Raw genomic sequence first — 21,121 nt, 5'->3', positions numbered from 1 at the left:
GAAAACCCCTCATTTGCCGGATTTTGCCGCCCTCTCCCCTCACGATGCAGACAGCAATGTCGAACTTCGGAGGTCATCCGACATGAGAGGGACCAGTGGTATGTCACATACCACCGCGGCTCTCCGGCGCAGCCGGCTGTGCCTCGCCGCCGTGCTGACGGCGTCCGCGCTGCTCACCGCCCCCGCCGCGGGGGCCGCCGAACCGGCCGACGGCCACCTCGCCGACCTGGTGAACCCGTTCATCGGCAGCCAGGACGAGGGCAACACCTTCCCCGGCGCGGCCGTGCCCTTCGGCATGGTGCAGCTCTCCCCGGACACCGGGCACAGCACCGGCTACGACTACTCCCAGCGCCGGATCCGCGGCTTCTCCCTGGTCCACCTCTCCGGCGTCGGCTGCGCCATCGGCGGCGACCTGCCCGTGCTGCCCACCACCGGCGACGTCACGCAGACGGACTACGCCACGTACGCCGCCGGGTTCGACCACGCCGACGAGGCGGCGAGCCCCGGCTACTACCGCGTCGGCCTCGACTCGGGCGTGACCGCCGAGCTGACCGCGACCGCCCGCACCGGCGTCCAGCGCTACACCTTCCCGGCCACCGGCAAGGCCAACGTCCTGCTCAACGCCCACCAGGCACTGCACAAGCCGGTCAGCAGCGACGTCGAGATCCTCGACGACCACACCGTCCGCACCAGGATCACCGGCCACGGCTTCTGCCGCGAGAGCGCCCCCTACACCGTCTACACGGTCACCCGCTTCAGCCGCCCCTTCACCGCGTACGGCACCTGGAACGGCACCGCGGTCACCCCCGGCTCCCGCACCGGAGCCGACGGCGCCTACGTCCGCTTCGACACCACCCGGGACCGTACGGTGGAGGCGACCACCGCCCTGTCGTACGTCGACGCACAGGGCGCCGAGGTCAACCTGCGCGCCGAGGGCGGCCGTTCGTTCGACACGGTACGACGGCAGGCCCGGGATGCCTGGGAGCGGCGGCTCGGTGACGTCCGCGTCCGGGGCGGCTCCCCGACCCTGCGCCGCACCTTCTACTCGTCCCTGTACCGCACCTTCCTCGCGCCCAACGTCGGCGGCGACGCCGACGGCCGCTACACCGGCTGGGACCGCCGGATCCACCGCGCCCAGGGGTTCACGTACTACCAGAACTGGTCGCTCTGGGACACCTACCGCACCCAGGCCCAGGCGCTCGCCCTGCTCGCCCCGCGCGAGGCCCGCGACATGGCCCTGTCGGTACTGAAGGTCGACGAGGAGGGCGGCTGGCTGCCCAAGTGGGGTTACGGCACGGTCGAGACGAACATCATGACCGGTGACCCGGTCACCCCCTTCCTGACCACCGCCTACCAGCTGGGCCTGCTCAAGGGCCATGAGGAGCGGGCCTACCGGGCGCTGCGGAAGAACGCCGACGGCGTGCCGCCGGCCGCCAACGCCGGGGTCGGCCGCGAGGTCAACGCCGAATACCTCGCCGACGGCTACGCGCCGTACCTCAAGGGCCGCCCGCACACCAAGGTGGGCGACTCCGACTACGACCACGGCGCCTCCGTCACCCTGGAGTACGCGCTCTCCGACGCGATGCTCGCCCAGATGGCCCGGGAACTCGGCCATGTCGAGGACGCGGCCCGCTATGCCACCCGGGCGCAGAACTACCGCAACGTCTTCGACCCCTCCACCGGCTTCTTCCGCGCCCGTGACGCCGCCGGCCTCTTCACCGGCAGCCCCGACCCGGCCCGCGGCATCGGCTTCCACGAGGGCACCGCCTGGCAGTACCAGTGGCTCGTCCCGCAGGACCTGCCCGGCGTGATCTCCCTGATCGGCGGCGAGCGCGCCACCAACGCCCGGCTCGACTCCTTCTTCGCCTACGACAAGGTGCTCGCCGACCCGGCGAAGACCGCCCGCGAGGTGTGGGTGCACGGCAACGCGTACGCCTACTACAACGCGGCCGTCTACAACCCGATGAACGAGCCCGACCTGATCGCCCCGTACACCTACCTCTCCACCGGCCAGCCCTGGAAGACCACCGACGTGGTGCACGCGGCGCTGACCCTGTTCACCGACGGCCCGGCCGGGATGACCGGCAACGACGACCTCGGCACCATGTCCGCCTGGAACGTCCTGTCGTCCCTCGGCCTCTTCCCGGTGCAGCCCGGCTACGGCACCTGGGGCCTGTCCACCCCCGTCTTCGACCGGGCCGACGTCCGCCTCGACCGCCGCTTCTGGCCGAGCGGCGGGTTCACCGTGACCGCGCCGGGGACCTCCGCCGACCACCGGTACATCCAGCGGGCCCGCGCCGACGGCGGCGACTACGGCCGTACCTATCTGACGACCGGTGCGCTGCGCTCCCTGCGCTCGCTGGCGTTCACGGTCGGCCCGCGCCCGTCAGAGTGGGGTACGTCACCCGAGGCGGGACCGCCGGCGCTGAAGTGACCTCAGGTGCCCCATGAGTCCCGCCTCTTTCGGAGGAGGTGGGACTTAATCTGCTGTTAACTGAGCGTAGCGTGATCGTACTTGACCGTAATAATGAGTCGGCGTTTGACTGCTGATCCACCCTCCGTCAACGCGAGGCATTCCCTTTGAAGACTGCGACTGCTGACCTGCTCGCTCCTCTCGATCTGGCGTTCTGGAACATCGAGTCGGAGCAACACCCGATGCACCTCGGCGCGCTGGGCGTGTTCTCGGCGCACTCGCCGACCGCCGGCGCGCACGCCGCCGACCTGCTCGCGGCCCGGGCCGTCGCCGTGCCCGGACTGCGCATGCGCATCAGAGACGTCTGGCAGCCACTCGCGTTCGGCAGCGCGGCCCGCGAGACCGACCCGGACTTCGACCCCCTGAACCACGTCCGGCTGCACGCCCCGACCGCCGACTTCCACACCGTCGCCGGCCGGCTGATGGAGCGCCCGCTGGAGCGCGGCCGGCCGCCGTGGGAGGCACATGTGCTGCCCGGCGAGGACGGGGTGTCCTTCGCGGTGCTGTTCAAGTTCCACCACGCCCTCGCCGACGGGCTGCGCGCCCTCAAGCTGGCCGCCGGTGTCATGGACCCGCTCGACCTGCCGGTGCGCGCCCCCCGCTCGATCGAGCCGCCGCGCCCGATGCTGGCGCTGCCCGACGTGCGCAGGCTGCCCGAGCTGGTGCGCGGCGCCCTCTCCGACGTGGGCCGGGCCCTCGACATCGGCGCCTCGGTCGCCCTGTCCGCCCTCGGGGTGAGCTCGTCGGCCGCCCTGAAGTCCGAGCCGACCGGTACCCGGAGCATCGCCGGCGTCGACCTCGACATCGACGACGTGCACCGCGTCCGCAAGGCCGTCGGCGGCACCGTCAACGACGTCCTGATCGCCGTCGTCGCCGGCGCCCTGCGCCGCTGGCTGGAGGAGCGCGGCGAGGGCACCGAGGGCGTCGCCCCGCGCGCCCTGATCCCCGTCTCCAAGCGCCGCCCGCGCACCGTCGCCCCGCAGGGCAACCGGCTCTCCGGGTACCTGATACGGCTCCCGGTCGACAACCCCGACCCGATCGCCCGCCTCGACCGCGTCCGCACGGCGATGGTCCGCAACAAGGACGCCGGCCCCAACCGGGGCGCCGGTGCCGTCGCCCTGCTCGCCGACCACGTACCCGCGCTCGGGCACCGGCTCGGCGGGCCGCTCGTCGGCCAGGCCGCCCGGCTCTGGTTCGACATCCTGGTCACCAGCGTGCCGCTGCCGGGCGTCGGCCTGCGCCTCGGCGGCCACCCGCTGACGGCCGTCTACCCGCTGGCCCCGCTGGCGCCCGGCCAGTCCCTGGCGGTCGCCATCTCCACCTACCGCAACCACGTCCACTACGGCCTGGTCGCCGACGCGAACGCCGTCCCCGACCTCGACGTGCTGGCCCGCGCGGTCACCGACGAGGTGGACTCGCTGATCGCCGTCTGCGAGCCATGATCCGGACGGGTTTGGAGGTAATGCCCGGGGCTCCGTAAAATTCCCTGTTCGAAAGCGGGCGCGAGTCGGAGCGCCGCTGGTGGATCAGGGAAGCGGCAGCGCGATGACGGTGACACAGGACGGCCCGACGGCCGAGGACGCGGTGCGGGCCGTGGACGAGGCCACGGACGGCTTCTCGGACGGGGCCGTGGTCTACGGCCCCGGCATCGACCCCGAGCGGCTGGCCGTCTGCCTCGGCGTGCTCGCCGAGCTGGACGAGCTGGAGGTCGACCACCCGGACGCCATCGCGGTGCGCCGGGCCACGGCCGGCGTCTACCGCACGGTGAAGCAGCGCCGCCGCCAGGAGCGCCGGGCCGCCAAGACCGCCCACGACAAGGCGGTCACCGAGGCCACCGCGACCGGCTCCGCCGAGCGCATCGACGACGAGACCGAGGGCCTGCTGCCCTCCTCCAGGACCGGGGAGGGCCGGGTCGCGGGGATACTCCAGCGCCCGCGCTCCTGCTACACCTGCAAGACCCGCTACGTCGAGGTCGACTACTTCTACCACCAGCTCTGTCCGGACTGCGCCCGGCTGAACCGCGCCAAGCGCGACGCCCGCGCCGACCTGACCGGCAAGCGCGCCCTGCTCACCGGGGGCCGCGCCAAGATCGGCATGTACATCGCGCTGCGGCTGCTGCGGGACGGCGCCCACACGACGATCACCACCCGCTTCCCGAAGGACGCCATCCGCCGGTTCAAGGCGATGGAGGACTCGGCGGACTGGCTGCACCGCCTGGAGGTCGTCGGCATCGACCTGCGTGACCCGGCGCAGGCCGTCGCCCTCGCGGAGCGGGTCGGCGCGGCGGGCCCGCTGGACATCCTGATCAACAACGCGACCCAGACCGTACGCCGGCTGCCCGCCGCGTACGCGGCCCTGGTCGAGGGCGAGAGCGCCCCGCTGCCCGCCGGCGAGCTCCCCGCCCACCAGGTCATCGGCGCCTTCAACTCGGGTGCCGTGGACGGTCTCGCCGCGCTGCCCCTCGGCATCAGCGGCCTGGACGCGCAGCAGGTAGCCGGCCTCGCCCTCGTCGCGGGCAACGCCAGCGTGGCCCGGCACCTCGACGGCACCGCCATCGACGCCGGCGGCCTCGTCCCGGACGTCGTCGACACCAACACCTGGGTGCAGACCATCGACCAGATCTCGCCGATCGAGCTCCTGGAGACCCAGCTCTGCAACTACACGTCGCCGTTCATCCTGATCAGCGCGCTCCGGCCGGCCATGGCCGCGGCGGCGAAGCAGGCGGCGCGCGGCCGGTCGTACGTCGTCAACGTGTCGGCGATGGAGGGCGTCTTCGGCCGCGGCTACAAGGGCGCCGGGCACCCCAACACCAACGCGGCCAAGGCCGCCATGAACATGGTCACGCGGACCAGCGCGACGGAGATGTTCGAGACCGACGGCATCCTCATGACCTCCGTCGACACCGGCTGGATCACCGACGAGCGCCCGCACTACGACAAGCTGCGACTGGCCGAGGCCGGCTTCCACGCGCCGCTCGACCTGGTCGACGGGGCGGCCCGCGTCTACGACCCGATCGTGCGCGGCGAGGACGGCGACGACGTGTACGGGGTCTTTTTGAAGGACTACGAGCCCGGCAAGTGGTGAGCCCCGCCTGATCCTCCGGGGGTTTGGCCGGGGGAGGGGTGCGATTGTGGTTCGGGTGCGGGTGGGTGGGGGCTGGTCGCGCCCACGCGGCGGAGCCGCATAGTGCTACAGCCCCGCGCCCCCAGGGGGTCGCGCCCAGGTTGCCGTGTGTGCCGCCCGGACCCTCGTACCGCCGTCCACCAGTACGTCTGCTCCGGTCACCCACCTTGCGGCGTCCGAGGCCAGCCACAGCACCGCCCCGGCCACGTCCTCCGGTTCGCCGATCCGGCCCAGTGGCAGGCCGGCGGCGATCTCCTGCTCGCGGGGCTCCCACATGAAGCGGGCCATCTCCGTGCGGACCAGGCCCGGTGAGACCGAGTTCACGCGTACCCGGGGGGCCAGTTCGCCCGCCAGTTGCCGGGTGAGGTGCAGGAGCGCCGCCTTGCTGGTGCCGTACGCGCCCACGTGGGGGCCGACATGGGTCGCGCCCTCCGTGCAGATGTTGATCACCGAGCCGCCGTGCTCCCGCATCCAGCCGCGCCACGCGCACTGCGTCAGCCGCAGCGGGGCCTCCACGTTGACCGTGAACGCCTCGCGCCACAGGCCCGGATCGGCGTCCATGAGGGGGCCGTAGGGGCGGTTGGTCGCCGCGTTGTTGACGAGGATGTCCAGCCGCCCGAACTCGGTCAGCGCCAGCCGGGTCAGCTCCCGGGCGTGCTCCGGCTCGGCGACGTTGCCGGCCAGGCCGACCCCGCCGAGACCGGCGGCCGTACGGCGCACCTCGTCCGGGTCCCGCGCGCTCACGCACACCAGCGCACCGGCCGCCGCGAGCCCCTCGGCGACCGCGCGCCCGATGCCCCGGGTGCCGCCGGTGACGACGGCCGCCCGGCCCCGCAGACCGTACGACGGCCCGTACGATGACGTCATCGGTGTACCGTCTCATGACGGAACGTCAGTCGACAGCCCCCAGGCGGGAGTTGCGGGCCGCGACCAGTTCCAGGACGGTCCGCCAGTCCTCCAGGACACCGGCGTCGAAGCCCGCGGTGCGGCTCTCCTCGTCCGCCTGGCGCAGGCGCAGCACGTCGTCGTCGGTGGCGCCGCCGCGCCCGCGGACCAGGTGGTAGACGCGTTCCCCGAGCAGGTGCCGTACCGCGTGTGCGGTGCCGTCGGCGGGGCCGAGCAGTTCCTCGATGCCGTGCACCAGGCCCGCGACCTGGAGTTCCTTGTCGGCGGGGCGGCTGCGGCGCAGCAGTGCCGCGGTGCGCAGCCCGTGCTGGTGCCGGCAGGCGTACAGCAGATCCATCAGCTCCTCGACGCTGCGCAGCTCCATGCGTCAGTCCTTCCGCGAGACAGCCGTTGTCCTGCGCCATCGGATCATGTCGAGTTTTCGACCCGGCCAACGCAACCTGAACTGCGCAGCCTGTGAGGGGAGCGGCGACCCGTCTCTTCGAAAATGCATTCGCATGGAGAGGTGGGGCGGCCGGGCCGCAAAGGGGGCATCATGTTACGAAAAGGTGTATTTCCGGGTCGCCGAAATGCGGAGCGACTCGCGATAGTTACACCTTGTTTGCACTCCCTATCGAGCGGACCCCTGCTCATTTGGTTAATCTATAGGGGACGGACAGCAAAAAGGGGTCCCACCCACACCCACGGTCCGTCCCGGGACGAGTCGGCCGACAGCGGCCCGCTCTCTTGTGAGCTACCGGCGCCACCGCGTCCGAACCGGCCTTTCATCCAGACCCGAGCGGGCGCCCGGCACCGGAACGCAGACCGTCCGGCACGCCCCGAGGGTGACCGACACATAAGGAGTGCGCGGTGACACCTGAGAAGACGAATCGCGAGCAGCGCCCCAAGGAACGCACGGAGCGCGCGGGCAGCCGCCCCGGACAGCTCGGCAGCCTCGACGTGTGGGCCCGGTCCGCCCCGATCCGCCTCGCGGGTTACGAGGAGGATCTCGCCGAGCCCCACATCCTGCCCAGCGTGGACTGACCGCCAGGTCGGTCCCGTCGCGATCGCCGACGCGCATGGGCGTGCGAGACTCACGCCCATGCTGATCAGAGAAGCCACCGCGGCCGACTGGCCGCAGATCTGGCCCTTCTGGCACCGGATCGTCGCCGCCGCCGAGACCTACGGCTGGGACCCCGACACCTCGGAGCAGGCGGCCCGCGAGCTGTGGATGAGTCCGGCGAAGCGTGTCTACGTCGCCGAGGACCCCACCGGAGCCGTCGTCGGCTCCGCCTACCTGACCCCCAACTACGGGGGCCCCGCCGCAGGCGTCGCCAACGCCGGCTTCATGGTCGACCCCGACCAGGGCGGCCGGGGCATCGGGCGTGCGCTCGCCGAGCACATCCTCGCCGAGGCCCGGGCGCACGGCTACCGGGCGATGGTCTTCAACGCCGTCGTCGAGACCAACCCCGCCGTGGCCCTGTGGACCTCCCTCGGCTTCACGATCCTCGGCACGGTCCCGGGGGCCTTCGACCACCCCGAGCACGGACCGGTCGGCCTGCACATCATGTACCGCGCCCTGTGAGGCGCGTCAGCCGACGAGCGCCTCGGAAACCGCCCACAGCCGGGCCGCGTTCTCCCGGTCCAGGGCGTACGGCGCGACACCGCCGACAGTGTCGGCGGCCCGCTCGGTGACCGGCTTTGCCTCCGCGCAGTCCTCGTAGTAGCGGCCGCCGACCCCCACCACCTACGGCGAGGCCGCCAGCAGTACCCAGGTCGCGGCGCCCTGCTCCACCGTCTTCCGCGGCGGCAGGGCGAGTTCGCCCGCGGCGATGAAGGCGGCGACCTGCGCCTCCGTGCCGACCGGATCCGGCAGCGTCCGGTTCCGCGGCGAGGTGCGCGAGGCCGCCGAGGTCTTCGCCGAAGTCGGGCTCGAACCGCTGGTGCCGGAGGCCAAGGACGGGCTCGCGCTGATCAACGGCACCTCGTGCAGCTCCGCCTTCGCGGTCCTGGCCACCGCCGCCGCCGAACGGCTCGCCGGGGTCGCCGCCCTGTGCACGGCGATGGCCTCCGAGGCGCTGTTCGGCAACCGGGGACACTTCGCCGCGTTCATCCACGGGGCCAAGCCGCACCCCGGACAACTCGCCGGCGCCGAGCTGATCGCACAGCTGCTCGCCGACTCCCGGCTCGCCCTACCGCACAGCCAGGTGCTGGACCTGAACGACCCGCTCGACGACGCCGGATTCCAGCCATCTGCTCACCGCCTGCCAGGCACTGGACCTGCGCGGGGCCGAGCTCATGGGTTCGCGCACCCGGGCCGCGTACGACCTCATCCGCACCCGCGCGCCGTTCGTCGACACGGACCGGCGGATGGACGCGGACATCGCGGCCGTGGTGGCCCTGATCCGCGCCGGCACCTTCGACGAACTGCTCACGCCCTGAAGCCGCGCCCCAAAGGGCGCGGGGCTGTATTGCATGTGCGGCTACCGCCGCGTGGGCGCGACCAGCCACCACGGCGCCGCGGACGACCGAGGACCGACGACCGGCCTCGGCACCTCGGGCGGCGAACTCAGCCGACCGGCGCCACCCGCTGCCAGGGCCGCAGCGTCTCCAGCTGCTGGGCCACCTCCAGCAGCACCGCCTCCGACCCCGGCCGGCCCACCAGCTGCACGGCACAGGGCGCGCCCGAGGCCAGCGTGCCGAACGGGACCGACATCGCCGGCCAGCCGGTGAGGTTCCAGGCCGGGGTCAGCGGGGAGTAGTTGGAACCCGCCAGGGCGTTGCGGAACCAGCCCCGCTCGTGCCAGGGGGCCGCCTTCGGGGCGTGCCGGGCCAGGGCGGGGGTGAGCAGCACGTCGTGCTCGGCGAAGAACGGGGCGAGCCGGGCGCGCAGCCGCTCACGGGCGTCGCCCACCTGCACCCCGTGCAGGAAGCGGCGCCCGATGGCCGCGTGCACCCGGGTCCGCCGGGCCAGCAGGGCGGGGTCCAGGCCGGCCGCGTCCACGGCCGTCCCGGCGGTCCAGTGCCGGATCGCGGTGACACCGATCGACGCCGGGTACGGCGGGTCGGCGCGCCGCACCCGGTGTCCGGTGCCCGCCAGCAGCCCGGCCGCCTCCGTCGCCGCGTTCGTATACGGCTTGCTGACGGTCACCCCGACCAGCGGGCTGCGCAGCGAGACGGCGATCTTCCGCGGGGTGCGCTCCCCGGTGCTCTCGAACTCCCGCTCCGCCAGGACCGAGAGCATCAGCCGGGCGTCCGCCACGGTGGTCGCCAGCGGCCCGTTCTCCGACATGCCGAACCAGTCGCCGTTGCCGATCCCGGCCGGCACCACGCCGAACCCCGGCTTGATGGTGACCAGACCGCAGTTGGCCGCGGGGATCCGCAGCGAGCCCATGCCGTCGTTGCCCAGCGCGATCGGCGCGAGCCCGGCGGCGACCGCGGCCGCGCTGCCGCCCGAGGAGCCGCCCGCGCTGCGCCCGGTGTCCCACGGGTTGCGGGTGATGCCGTGCGCCCCCTCGGTGGTGCCGAAGACACAGAGCTCGGGCACGTTGGTCAGCCCGATGACCACCGCGCCCGCCGCCCGCAGCCGGGCCACCGTGACATGGTCCGCGTCGGCGGGCGTGTCCGGCATCGCGGCCGAACCGTCCAGGTGCGCCTCACCGCGCACCGCCAGGTTGTCCTTCACCGCCAACGGCACCCCGGCGAGGGGGAGTCCGGCGAGGTCGGCACGGGCCGCGACCTCGTCCGCCTCCGCCAGCGCCGCCTCCGTCCGGACCTTGCGGAACGCGCCGATCCGCCCGTCGAGCCGGGCGATCCGCTCCAGGTGCGCGGCGACCACCTCCCGGGGCGTGACCTGCTTCTCACGTACGGCGTCGGCGATCTCGGCGGCGGTGCGGCCGGCCCAGTCGGTCACGGGCACTCCTCGGGGTGCGGACAAGCGGCTTACTCGTCGGTACGAAAGGGCACTCTGCCCGGCCGCGGGCGCCACGTCGAGAGTCCCGGCTCCTGGTCACAGCGACCGGATCCGCCGCGACACGGCCGGCGATGCCTGCGCTCCTCCCGCAGGTCATCCGACCACTGGCCCAACTCTCGTTGGTGCACGCCCCATTGACAGTCCTCTGAGCCCGCTCAATCATCAGACATCCGATGAATGGAGCCGCGCAATGAGCATGTCTCCTCCACCGAGACGCCAGGTCCTGGGTATCGCCGCGGGTGCCGCCGCGGCGGCGGCCCTGCCCCTCACCGCACCGGCCGAGGCGCATGCCGCCGAAGCGCACGCCACCGGGTCGGCCGCCGAGCAGGCCGAAGCGGTGGCCGCGTCGCCCTGGGTTCCCGTCCCCGACCCGGTTCCCGTACCGCTCGACGCCCTCTACGACAACGATGGCATCGACACCGCCGCCGCCCGCGGCGGTGACTTCGACGGCTCCGGCTACACGTTCCCGGGCGAGGAACTCCCGGCCGGGCGGGTCGAGGTCGACGGCATCCCCTTCGACTTCCCGGCCGCCACGGCGGGCGCCGGCAACAACGTCGTCGCACTCGGCCAGCGCCTGGACCTCCCCAGGGGCCGCTACCTGTCGGCGCTCTTCCTCACCGCGGGCAGCTACGGCACCGCCTCCGGCACCGCCACCGTCCACTACGCCGACGGCACGACCAGCACCGGCGGCCTGAGCGGCGGCGACTGGTACTCGGTGGGCGGGTCCCTGTCGGCGCCGTACCGCTACCAGCCGGACGGCGGCAAGGACGCGCACAGCGTCGGCATCGGCACCTCCGAGGTGTGGATCGACCCGCAGCGCGAGGCCGTCGCCCTCACCCTGCCGGTCACCAACCCGGCGGAGGCCGGCAAGACCGCCCTGCACGTCTTCGCGCTCTCCCTCCAGCCCGTCGCCCAGGGACGGGCGCTGGCGCTGCGCGACACCCGGTCCACCAGTTCCCTGCTCGACGCCACCGGCGCCCAGAGCGTCGAGGCCACCGTCGTCAACGCGGGCACCGTCGCGATCCTGGCGGGCGACACGGTGTCCGTACGCGTCGACGTCCCCGGCGCCCGCACCGTCGAGCCCGCCCGCGTCCACCGCCTCGACCCCGGCGAACAGGCCCGCGTCCGCGTCGGCATCCGCAACCGCACGGGCACCGCGCCCGGCACCCAGCAGGACGGCACGGTCGCCGTCCACGGCCGCGGCACCCAAGCCGCCGCGAAACAGAGCACGTTGACGCTCGGCACCGCCGACTACCAGCCCACCGGGACCTCGTTGGCCGGCCACCGCGCGCCCTACTGGTTCAACGACGCCAAGTTCGGCATCTTCATCCACTGGGGCGTCTACTCGGTGCCCGCCTGGGCGCCGGTCGGGGTGCAGTACGCCGAGTGGTACTGGGACCAGATGCAGGACCCGAACAACCCGACGTACGCATACCACCGGGACACCTACGGCCCGGACTTCGCCTACGACGACTTCATCCCGCGCTTCACCGCCGAGAAGTTCGACCCGCGCGCCTGGGTGGAGCTGTTCCGCGACGCCGGTGCCCGGTACCACGTCCTGACCTCCAAGCACCACGAGGGCTTCGCCCTGTGGGACACCAGGGTCTCCGGCCGCAACGCGGTACAGCTCGGCCCGAAACGGGACCTGGTGAAGGAGCTGTTCGACGCGTCCCGGCGGTACACGCCCGAACTCCACCGCGGCCTCTACTTCTCCATGCCCGAGTGGTTCAACCCCGACAGCCCCTGGATGGGCCACGCCCCGCGCAACCCGTACACCCTGGACCCGCTGCCGTACACCGGCTACACCGCAGGCAAGGACTTCGTACGGGACTACCAGGCCCCGCAGCTGCTGGAACTGATCCACGGCTACGACCCGGAGATCATCTGGTGCGACATCGGCGGCGCCAACGACAGCGTCCATGTCCTCGCCGAGTACTTCAACCACGCCAAGAACCGGGCCCGTCCGGTCGACGTGACCGTCAACGACCGCTCGGGCATCGGCTTCCACGACTACACGACGCCCGAGTACACGACGTACGCCGACACGGTCGTCGCCAAGTGGGAGGCCAGCAGGGGCCTGGACCCCCGCAGTTACGGCTACAACCGGCAGACCCCGGACGACGCCTACATGACCACCGAGGAGGTCGTGCACAGCCTCGTCGACATCGTCTCCAAGAACGGCAACTTCCTCCTGGACATCGGCCCGCGCGCCGACGGCACCATCCCGGAGATCATGCAGACCCGGCTGCGCGAGACCGGCGCCTGGCTCGCCGTCAACGGCGAGGCGATCCACGGCACCACGTACTGGTCGCGCATGGCCCAGCTCGGCGACGACCTGCGGTTCACGGTCCGCCCGGACGAGGCCTTCTACATCCACTCCCTGACCCGGCCGGGCGCCAAGCTCACCGTCGAGGCCCCGGTGCCGGTCCGCACCGGTGACAAGGTGACCATGCTCGGCCACGGCCGCCCCCTGACCTGGACGGTCTCCAACGGCGCCCTGGTGATCGACGTGCCCGAGGCGGCCCGCAGGGCAGGACGGCACGCGTGGGTGTTCAAGGTGGAATGGCATGGGTGAGGCCCGACGACGGCTGCTGCGGCTCCTCGGGGCCGCGGCGGCGCTGACCCTGCTGGTGGCACCGGCCCCGGCGGCGGCGCAGGAGCAGCCGGCGGCCGCACCGGTCACCGTGCCCGCGCTGACCGACTGGGTCTCGGCACAGGGGAGTTACGCGTTCGGCCCCGGTACGCGTCTCGTCGCCTCGGACGCCGCCGGGCGCCGGGTCGCCGACACCCTCGCCGACGACCTCCGGGCGGCCGGACACGGCGTGGTCCCGGTCGTCACGAGCGCCTCCCACCCCGGCGACATCGTCATCGACGTCCGCCCGTCGGCACGGCCCGCGCTGGGCACCGAGGGCTACGAACTCACCGCCGGCCGACGGCTGTCGATCACCGGCGCGAGCGAGACCGGAGCCTTCTACGGCACCCGCACCCTCCTCCAGCTCCTCGCCCGCGGCGACCGGATCCCCGCCGGACACACCACCGACGTGCCGCGCTACCGCGAGCGGGGCGTCGGCGTCTGCGCCTGCTACATCCACGTCTCCCTGCCCTGGCTGGAGAACCTGGTCCGCGAGATGGCGTACCACAAGCTCAACCAGCTGCTCCTGGAACTGAAGGTGAAGAGCGACGCCCATCCCGAGGCGAACACCTGGGGCTACTACACCAAGGACGAGATACGGCACCTCGTCGCCCTAGGCGACCGCTACCACGTCGAGATCATCCCCGAGATCAACTCCCCGGGCCACATGGACCCCTGGATCGAGAACCGCCCCGACCTGCAACTGACCGACTCCGACGGCGTCAAGCAGCCGGCCCGGCTCGACGTCACCCAGCAGGCCGCCTTCGACTACTACACGAGCCTGATGGACGAGTACGCCCAGGTCTTCACCGCGACGTCCTGGCACATGGGCGCCGACGAGTACATGCTCGGCTCCGACTACGCCAAGTACCCGCAGATGCTCCGGTACGCCCAGCAGAAGTACGGCCCGGACGCCACCCCGCAGGACGCCTACGTGGACTTCGTCAACCGGGTCCAGGCCTACGCGGCGGGCAGGGGACGGCACCTGCGCATCTGGAACGACGGCCTCACCGGCGCCAACACCGTCCCCGTGGCCGCCGGGACGACCGTCGAGCACTGGCTGAACGTGGCGGTGAAACCCAGTGAACTGATCGCCCAGGGCTACCCGGTGATGAACGCGTCGTACTCGCTCTACCTCGTCCGCGGCGGCTTCCACAGCGACACCGAGGCGCTCTACGACCAGAGTTGGGACCCACGCTCCTTCGAGGGCGAGAAGCTCGACTCCGCCACCGGCATCACGGGCGCCAAGATCAGCCTCTGGCCGGACAACGGCAGCGGCGAGACCGAGAACGAGGTCGCGGCCGAACTGTGGCCCGCGCTACGGCACATCGCCCAGGCCACCTGGGGCGACCCGCACCCCGACGCCACCTACGCGGAGTTCGCCGCACGCGGCACCGCGGTCGGACACGCACCCGGCTGGCGGGACCTGACGAAGGTGCCGGTACCGGACGGGACGTACACCCTCCGGGCGGACGGGGTGGCGTACCGGGCGGAGGTCCTGCGCACCGCCGACGGCTACGCGACCCTCCGCGGGGCCGACGGCTGCCTGGAGATCCACGGCGGCAGGCTCACGCTCAACGCCCCGCTCCAGCCCGGCGTGCAGGCGACCTGGGAGCCCTGCGACAGCGGGAACACCCTGCAGCGCTGGGAGCTGGAGCCGGCGGCGACCGGCTACCACCTGATCAACGCGATCACCCGCATGGCGCTGACCCTGACGGACGACGGCCGCCCGGTCCAGTACCCGCCCGACCAGCGCACCCCCGCCCTCTGGCACCTCTCCTGACCCGAGGAGCACGCCCATGCATCTCTCCCGACGCGTCTTCGTCACCTCGGCGGCGGCCGTGGCGATGACGGCCGGCCTCCCGGCCCTCCCGGCCACCGCCACCGCGGACACCGACCGGTCCCGTATCCCGGTCGGCCCCGACGACACCGAGGCCGACCTGGTCCGCAAGGCCTCCCAGGTCCGGCCCACCGCCCGGCAGATCGCCTGGCAGGCCCTGGAACGCACGGCGTTCCTGCACTTCGGCGTCAACACCTTCACCGGCCTGGAATGGGGCACCGGCGACGAGGACCCGGACGTCTTCCAGCCCACCGGCCTCGACACCGACCAGTGGGCCCGAGCCCTGCGCGACGGCGGCTTCCGGCTCGCCATCCTCACCGTCAAACACCACGACGGGTTCGTCCTCTACCCGTCCCGCTACACCGACCACACCGTCGGGGCCAGCAGTTGGCAGGGCGGCCACGGCGACGTCCTGCGCTCCTTCGCCGACTCCATGCGCCGGTACGGCCTGAAGGTCGGCGTCTACCTCTCCCCGGCCGACGAGAACCAGTACCTGCACGGCGTCTACGCCAACGGCAGCGCACGCTCGCCCCGCACGATCCCGACCCCGGTCGACGGCGACGACCGTACCCCGTCCCGCTCCTTCACCCTCGATGCCACCGACTACGGCGCCCACATGCTCAACACCCTCTACGAGGTGCTCACCGAGTACGGCCCGGTCGACGAGGTCTGGTTCGACGGCGCCCAGGGCCACATCCCGCCGGACAAGGTGGAGGACTACGACTGGGACAGCTGGTACACGCTGGTGCGCGCGCTCGCCCCGGCCGCCGCGATCGCGGTCACCGGCCCCGACCTGCGCTGGGTCGGCAACGAGAGCGGGCTGGCCCGCGAGGACGAGTGGAGCGTCATCCCCGTCAAGGAGAACCAGTACGGCCGCACGGACTGGGCTCTGTCCTACGACACCGCCGACGAGGGCAGCCGGGCCGCCCTGGTCGCGGCCCGGCCGAAGACCGACTACCTCCAGTGGTGGCCGGCCGAGTGCGACGTGTCCATCCGGGACGGCTGGTTCTACCACGCCGACCAACAGCCCAAATCCGTCGACGAGTTGACGGAGATCTACTTCGGCTCGGTGGGCCGCAACGCCGTCCTGCTGCTCAATGTCCCCCCGGACACCGACGGTCTGCTGCACGCCACGGACGTCACCCGGCTGCGCGAGTTCCGCGAACGGGTCGACCGGGAATTGCCCGCGGACCTCGCACACGGCGCACGGCGCGCGGTGACGCCGGGCGGGGTGACCGTCGACCTGGGCCGCGAGCTGGAGGTGGACCGGGTCCGGCTGGCCGAGGACATCCGGTACGGGCAGCAGGTGGAGGGGGCCGTGGTCGAGGCGTACACGGACGGCTCCTGGACCGAGGTGGCCGAGGCCGGGACGGTCGGCGCGAGCAGGATCCTGCGTCTCGCAACGCCGGTACGGGCCCGCCGGTGGCGGCTCAGGGTCACAGCGTCCCGGGCCGAGGCGCGGCTTGCGGAGTTCGGGTTGTACCGGTCAGCTGTCTGACCGGGTGACGCCGTCGAGGTGTGCCCGGAGGTCGGCCGGCAGCAGAGCGGTGATGCGTGATCGTTCGCCGGACGTCGGCGTGTGTTCGAGGGCCAGCCGCAGGAGACCCAGGTGGGCGTCGGCGGTCGCACGGGCGGTGAGCAGACGCTCGGCCGCGTCGATGCGTACGGGGACGGGTGCGTCCGGGGCGGAAAGCACCGATCTCAGGGTCCGCTTGGCCGCGTCACGTGCCGAGCGCCAGCGCAGGAGCTCGCCCGCGGCGCGGACCCGGTGGTGGGCGGTTGCCCGTGCGTCGTCCAGAACCCTGAGGCAGGCGGCCTCCGCCTCGCAGCCGATGTCCAGCTTCACCCAGGCGGCCGCGGCGGCGAGATGGGCTTCGGGGGCCGTGGTGGCGGGGCCCGAGAGGGCGAGGAGGGCTTGGCGGCCTTCCTCGCCCAGGTCTTCGGCGAGGAGGGCGGCGGCCTGTGCGCGGACGCCGACCGGGTGGGCCGCCTCCGCGGTCAAGGCGCGGGTGAGGGGGATGCGGTTGAACGCGCCGCTCACCGGTAGGTGCTCGCAGATCGCCACCCGGAGTTCGGGCGGGACGGAGGCGTCGGAGGCCACGGCGTGCCAGTCGTCATGGGGATGCCCGGCGGCGACCCGGGACGCCGCGATCCGCTCGGGAAGCGGTGCCTCGGTGTCCCGCGCCCAGGACAGCAGACGCTCCCGGATGCGGTCGGACTCCGCCTCGACGTGCACCAGCAACCACAGATTGCCGAGCCGGGTGACCGCTTCCGGGCGGCGCTGTGCCAGCGACTCGATCCAGTACTCCGCGGCTTCACGGGGGTCGACCCCGGCGAAGGCTCCCGCCGGGGCGGTGACGCCCTCCTCCTCCCGGACGAACGACTGAGTCTGGGAGACCTCGGGGCTGTACGGGTAGGTGCCGTAGCCGGCGAGGTCCAGATGAAGGTTCAGGCAGTACATCCGGTCCTCGGCGACCTCCGCCATCAGGGCCTTCCAACGGGGGTACGGAACCAGCCCGAGCAGTCTCTGGCCGGCCCGGGTGCGCGCCCAGGGGCCGGCCGCGGGATCCTCGGCGACACGGCTCAGGGCGCGTCGGACGAGAGACGCGCCCACGGCGTCGTCGAATTCCCAGTTGGCGTCGAAGTCCAGGAAGGAGTCCGTCGGCACGCTCTCGTCCTCGATCAGCGTGTACAGGCGTCTGCGAAGGGTCACCTCGGGCGTCATGGCGTCGGCCAGGGACAGCAGTTGCCAGAGGTGTTCGTCCGGTAGCCCGGCCTCGTCGAGGACGCGGTGCAGGGTCTCGGAGGTGGCTCGCAGGTCGACCTCGGCCAGCTTCTCCAGGGCTCGGACGCGGTAACGCATCCCCACCCGCCGGTCCGCGGAGATCCGGCGCAGCAGCGAGGAGGCGATGTCCCGTTCGCCGGAGTTGAGCAGCCGGGTCGCCGCGTCGAGCCGGTCGTCGCCCGGAATCGAGTCGTCCGCCGCGATGCCGTGGACAAGGGCCTTGGCGCCGGCCGGATCCAGATCCTCGATCTCCTCCGCCGCCTGGAGCCGGTCGGCCGCTCCGGTTCCGACGTCCACGGCCATGTCCGTCAGAGGGACGCGGAGCAGCTCCGAGGCGCCCAGGGCGATCAGTGACGAGACATGCCTGACCCGGTCGCCGACGGGGAGTTGCGGATCGTTGAACGACTCGGCCAGCAGGTGCCGGGCCCTGACCGGCTCACCGAGTTCGCGGAGGAGCTGAGCACACCGGTCCACGTGCCCGGGGACGGCCAGGAGACTTTCCAGACAATCCAGTGCCAGGGACGGCTGGTCGAGGCGGACCAGCTGGGCGACCGCCCGCAACCGCCTGTGGGCGGACAGGCGTTCGTTCCGTGCCGTGCTCTCGACGAGCGTCACGTCGTCGACATTGCCCACCGCATCGTCGACGGCGTCCTCGGGCGAGTGGGGGTCCTGGACGACCTGCGTGGAGACGAGGCGAATCGTCTCGACGTCGTCCAGGTGCCAGGTCACCCAGTGCCGCAGATGCAGGGGCACCTCGGGGTCCAGGCACAGCGTCCTGAGGGCTTCCGGGGCCACGTGGGCGAGCAGCAGGCCTCTCAGCACGCGGAGAGTGTGCGGACGACCCGCCAGCGCGGGGTTGTCGGCCAGGGCGTCGGCCAGTACGGAGAGGCTCTCCTCGGACCGGCCGGCCGACAGGAGACGCAGGCTGTCGGTGACGAAGGTCTGGGGGAAGTCCACTGCGCGCAGCAGCGACGCGAGCGAGTCCGTCCCGGCGGCCGGATCCAGCGGGACGAGGGCGAGGGCCGCCTTCAGCCGGGTCGCGGGCACGTGACCGGGATCCGCGGCGAGGGCCCTCAGACGACCGGACGCGCCCCGCCGATCGCCCGCCCGCGCCAGCAGCCCGACCGCGTCCACCCGGATGTCGGTGGACAGACCCGGGTCGTCCGCAAGTACCGTGGCCAGCGCCACGGCCCCTTCGGCGTTCCGCGCCACCAGGTGCCGGAGCGCCTCGACCCGCGCCTGGTGCGGCACATGGGGGTCGCCGACGATATCGGCCAGGCCCGGTGGGTCGAGCACCGCGTACAAGCGGTCCAGCACCGAGTCCGGGTAGATGTCACCCACGTGCACGTCACTGTCGTAGAGCTTGAGCACGGCGCGTGCGAACCGTGCCGTCAGTTCCTCGTCCGTGACGAGTTCGTCGCTGAGGATCGTGGCGCACAGCAACAGGTCGCGCCAGCCTCCGTCGTCCACGACCGTGCGCATGAACTCGCCCATGGGCATGCCCTGTTCGTGCCAGCGAGCGGCCATGAACAGCACCAGGTTGGGACGCTCGGCCGCAATCGCCTCGCGGACCGTCCGCAGGGCTTCCGGGTCCTTCGGGTTGAGGCGGTCGGCGATGGCGTGCCCGGCCAGGTACTCCTGGATGGTGTGGTGCAGGAAATAGAGGGCGCCACCCCGCTGCCGGGTCAGGCCGGTGAAGGTGAGCGCGCGCAGCACGGTCTCCGGCGGGGCGTGCTCGACGAGCAGTTCCACCGCCTGGTCGAGCAGCGGGCGGATGTCCCCCCTCTGGCGCAGTTCGGCCACGGGATGCAGGACGTCGTAGACCTGCTCCAGCAGGTCGGGGGTGATGCCGTGCGCACCGGGTTCGCTGCGCCGGAGCCGCTGGGCCCCCTTTTCGCGGAGGACGCCGACGAACCGGGCGTAGAGTTCGGCGGGGTTGCGGGGCAGGTCCCGTACGGCGGCGACCGCGCAGATCATCGTGAGGTACAGCGGATTGCGCGCCACCTCCGCCAGCCGTCCCTGACGCAGGGTGTCGGTGAGCGTGTCCGCCCGGGTGCGGGCGTCCTCGACGCACAGTTCCCTGAACCAGGTACGGACGAGTTCGCCGACCTCGGCGTCGTCGAACTCGCGCAGGACGTAGCGCTCCAGTTCGTCCAGCCGGTTCATCTCGGCGGTCACCAGTGACCGGCTCGCCACCACGAAGCGCAGATGGGGTTCGCGGGCCCAGCGCTGGATTAGCCGGATGACCCGGCTGCGGTGCTCCGGATCCAGCACCTCGTCGAGTCCGTCGACGCAGACGAGCCAGTCGACGGACGGCATGGGCGCGGACTCGTACAGTTCCGGTACGGGGGAGCGGCGCAGCCCGGGCAGGTCGCGGGCCAGCGCGTTCGCCAGGGCTTCGGGCAGCGGACGGTCCACGAGCTGGTCGGCGGTGACCAGGACCGGGATGTACGAGGGCGCCCGGCCGGGGTCGTCGAGCCATGCGGACGCGGCGGTGAACGCGAGACGGCGCAGCAGGCTCGACTTGCCGCTGCCGGCCCCGCCGGTGAAGTGCACGTGACGATGGTCGGTGAGCACGCTCTCGGCGGCGGTCCCGGCGCGGGCGGACCGTCGGCGGCCACGCGGACCGTCGTCGACGGCCCGGTCCTCGGTGTGCGAAGCCTCCTGACGGACGTACACCGTCGACAGGGGCACGTCCCCGGCGTCGGTGAGCAGGGCGGCGTACGGGTGCTCGTCGGCGGCCTCGCGAGCCGCCTCCAGGTAGTCCCGCAGCAGTGCGCCCGGATACCGGTGGCCTCCTGCCCGAACCTGCTCGTCCGTGAGCGTCTGCAGCCAGGCGACCGGCGGCGCGGGCACGGCGCAGCGGGCCAGGATCTCGGCGACGGGGATCATGTGGGCGCTGCCCGCCTTGTTGGACCGCGCCAGCATTCCGCAGACCGCGCCCGTACGTTCGTTGACCACGGGGCTGCCGCTGAAGCCCTCGCCGACCGGGACGCCGTAGCCCCGGGGCATGGCCATGGCGTCCTCGAAGCCCAGACGTGAGTCGCCCTGGTATTCGAGCGTGGCCCACTGGCCCGCCCGGAAGTCGCCCTTCGGATGACCGTAGGCCCGGAGCCGGTCGCCGAGGGCGGCGACCGGTGAGGCCAGCACGTACGACGCCTCGGCCGCGAACCGCAGGAACGCCACGTCCAGTCCGTTGGCGGACCGGTAGCGCTCCGCGTCCGTCACCGTCAGCGCGAACCCGGACCCGGACCCGATCCGTCCCCGCACCTCATCGGCCCCGGCCACCACATGGGCACACGTCACCACCACACCCGGCGCGATCACGAAACCGGTCCCGCCGGCGTCGGTCCCCGGCAGGTCCAGCGCGACCGTCGCCGCCGCCAGCAACCCCCTCCAGCCGTCCACGC

At 72.4% G+C, this 21,121-nt stretch carries 14 protein-coding genes and 1 pseudogene; 10 read left to right on the top strand and 5 right to left on the bottom strand.

Annotation, left to right across the window (positions count from 1 at the left end; translation table 11 throughout):
* Window positions 1–100: 100 nt before the first annotated feature.
* The 3 genes from ACGF5O_RS09095 to ACGF5O_RS09085 all read left to right on the top strand — a co-directional run bounded on the left by ACGF5O_RS09095 (window position 101) and on the right by ACGF5O_RS09085 (window position 5,557).
* Window positions 101–2,434 carry a GH92 family glycosyl hydrolase gene (locus ACGF5O_RS09095; RefSeq protein WP_393809257.1) on the top strand — a complete coding sequence of 778 codons (2,334 nt, stop codon included), beginning with the start codon at window positions 101–103 and terminating at the stop codon, window positions 2,432–2,434.
* A gap of 221 nt (window positions 2,435–2,655) precedes the next feature.
* Complete coding sequence (locus ACGF5O_RS09090; protein ID WP_393809564.1) at window positions 2,656–3,915, top strand: wax ester/triacylglycerol synthase family O-acyltransferase; 1,260 nt, start codon at window positions 2,656–2,658, stop codon at window positions 3,913–3,915.
* 103 nt (window positions 3,916–4,018) lie between these two features.
* Entirely contained in the window at window positions 4,019–5,557 is a 1,539-nt protein-coding gene (locus ACGF5O_RS09085; RefSeq protein WP_393809256.1) for an SDR family NAD(P)-dependent oxidoreductase, read from the top strand.
* A gap of 105 nt (window positions 5,558–5,662) precedes the next feature.
* On the opposite strand, the gene ACGF5O_RS09080 is transcribed toward ACGF5O_RS09085, so the two are convergent.
* A complete protein-coding gene (locus ACGF5O_RS09080) occupies window positions 5,663–6,463 on the bottom strand; it encodes an SDR family oxidoreductase (RefSeq protein ID WP_393809255.1) in 801 nt (266 codons plus the stop codon).
* A gap of 25 nt (window positions 6,464–6,488) precedes the next feature.
* The gene (locus ACGF5O_RS09075) at window positions 6,489–6,866 is read right to left on the bottom strand and encodes a hypothetical protein (RefSeq protein WP_393809254.1); all 378 of its coding nucleotides are present in this window, start codon (window positions 6,864–6,866) and stop codon (window positions 6,489–6,491) included.
* Between the two features lie 485 nt (window positions 6,867–7,351).
* On the opposite strand from ACGF5O_RS09075, the gene ACGF5O_RS09070 reads away from it, so the two are divergent.
* Together ACGF5O_RS09070 and ACGF5O_RS09065 are read left to right on the top strand one after the other, a co-directional pair.
* Complete coding sequence (locus ACGF5O_RS09070; protein ID WP_189267454.1) at window positions 7,352–7,525, top strand: hypothetical protein; 174 nt, start codon at window positions 7,352–7,354, stop codon at window positions 7,523–7,525.
* Window positions 7,526–7,583: 58 nt separating this feature from the next.
* Window positions 7,584–8,066, top strand: coding sequence for a GNAT family N-acetyltransferase (locus ACGF5O_RS09065; RefSeq protein ID WP_393809253.1), 483 nt, complete (start codon window positions 7,584–7,586; stop codon window positions 8,064–8,066).
* 6 nt (window positions 8,067–8,072) lie between these two features.
* Here the strand turns inward: ACGF5O_RS09065 and ACGF5O_RS09060 are convergent, their stop codons facing one another.
* Window positions 8,073–8,228, bottom strand: a complete 156-nt coding sequence (locus tag ACGF5O_RS09060; protein ID WP_393809252.1) for an NADP-dependent oxidoreductase — start codon at window positions 8,226–8,228, stop codon at window positions 8,073–8,075.
* A gap of 85 nt (window positions 8,229–8,313) precedes the next feature.
* Here ACGF5O_RS09060 and ACGF5O_RS09055 point away from each other — a divergent pair.
* Together ACGF5O_RS09055 and ACGF5O_RS09050 are read left to right on the top strand one after the other, a co-directional pair.
* Window positions 8,314–8,622, top strand: a pseudogene (locus ACGF5O_RS09055) (aromatic amino acid lyase); the annotation flags it as partial.
* Between the two features lie 157 nt (window positions 8,623–8,779).
* Window positions 8,780–8,923, top strand: a complete 144-nt coding sequence (locus tag ACGF5O_RS09050) for a hypothetical protein (protein WP_393809582.1) — start codon at window positions 8,780–8,782, stop codon at window positions 8,921–8,923.
* 127 nt (window positions 8,924–9,050) lie between these two features.
* On the opposite strand, the gene ACGF5O_RS09045 is transcribed toward ACGF5O_RS09050, so the two are convergent.
* Entirely contained in the window at window positions 9,051–10,394 is a 1,344-nt protein-coding gene (locus ACGF5O_RS09045) for an amidase (RefSeq protein WP_393809251.1), read from the bottom strand.
* Between the two features lie 256 nt (window positions 10,395–10,650).
* Here ACGF5O_RS09045 and ACGF5O_RS09040 point away from each other — a divergent pair, with 256 nt between their 5' ends.
* Genes ACGF5O_RS09040 through ACGF5O_RS09030 form a run of 3 tightly spaced genes read left to right on the top strand, consistent with a single transcriptional unit; the run spans window position 10,651 to window position 16,424 of the window.
* Entirely contained in the window at window positions 10,651–13,029 is a 2,379-nt protein-coding gene (locus tag ACGF5O_RS09040) for an alpha-L-fucosidase (protein WP_393809563.1), read from the top strand.
* Window positions 13,022–14,869 carry a family 20 glycosylhydrolase gene (locus ACGF5O_RS09035; protein WP_393809250.1) on the top strand — a complete coding sequence of 616 codons (1,848 nt, stop codon included), beginning with the start codon at window positions 13,022–13,024 and terminating at the stop codon, window positions 14,867–14,869. The genes ACGF5O_RS09040 and ACGF5O_RS09035 overlap by 8 nt, the downstream gene beginning before the upstream one ends.
* 16 nt (window positions 14,870–14,885) lie before the next feature.
* Window positions 14,886–16,424, top strand: a complete 1,539-nt coding sequence (locus ACGF5O_RS09030; RefSeq protein WP_393809249.1) for an alpha-L-fucosidase — start codon at window positions 14,886–14,888, stop codon at window positions 16,422–16,424.
* Here the strand turns inward: ACGF5O_RS09030 and ACGF5O_RS09025 are convergent.
* The gene (locus ACGF5O_RS09025; RefSeq protein WP_393809248.1) at window positions 16,413–21,119 is read right to left on the bottom strand and encodes a trypsin-like peptidase domain-containing protein; all 4,707 of its coding nucleotides are present in this window, start codon (window positions 21,117–21,119) and stop codon (window positions 16,413–16,415) included. The two genes, ACGF5O_RS09030 and ACGF5O_RS09025, sit on opposite strands and share 12 nt — an antisense overlap.
* Window positions 21,120–21,121 lie beyond the last annotated feature (2 nt).

This window comes from Streptomyces sp. NPDC048291, assembly GCF_043201715.1.
Lineage (GTDB): Bacteria > Actinomycetota > Actinomycetes > Streptomycetales > Streptomycetaceae > Streptomyces.
The sequence above is the reverse complement of the archived record's forward strand: the minus strand, read 5'-3'. Positions and strand labels throughout refer to the sequence as shown.

Coding starts and splice junctions, on each gene's coding strand:
- ACGF5O_RS09095 (WP_393809257.1), top strand. CDS start 101: ATGTCACATACCACCGCGGCTCTCCGGCGCAGCCGGCTGTGCCTCGCC.
- ACGF5O_RS09090 (WP_393809564.1), top strand. CDS start 2,656: ATGCACCTCGGCGCGCTGGGCGTGTTCTCGGCGCACTCGCCGACCGCC.
- ACGF5O_RS09085 (WP_393809256.1), top strand. CDS start 4,019: ATGACGGTGACACAGGACGGCCCGACGGCCGAGGACGCGGTGCGGGCC.
- ACGF5O_RS09080 (WP_393809255.1), bottom strand. CDS start 6,463: ATGACGTCATCGTACGGGCCGTCGTACGGTCTGCGGGGCCGGGCGGCC.
- ACGF5O_RS09075 (WP_393809254.1), bottom strand. CDS start 6,866: ATGGAGCTGCGCAGCGTCGAGGAGCTGATGGATCTGCTGTACGCCTGC.
- ACGF5O_RS09065 (WP_393809253.1), top strand. CDS start 7,584: ATGCTGATCAGAGAAGCCACCGCGGCCGACTGGCCGCAGATCTGGCCC.
- ACGF5O_RS09050 (WP_393809582.1), top strand. CDS start 8,780: ATGGGTTCGCGCACCCGGGCCGCGTACGACCTCATCCGCACCCGCGCG.
- ACGF5O_RS09040 (WP_393809563.1), top strand. CDS start 10,651: ATGTCTCCTCCACCGAGACGCCAGGTCCTGGGTATCGCCGCGGGTGCC.
- ACGF5O_RS09035 (WP_393809250.1), top strand. CDS start 13,022: ATGGGTGAGGCCCGACGACGGCTGCTGCGGCTCCTCGGGGCCGCGGCG.
- ACGF5O_RS09030 (WP_393809249.1), top strand. CDS start 14,886: ATGCATCTCTCCCGACGCGTCTTCGTCACCTCGGCGGCGGCCGTGGCG.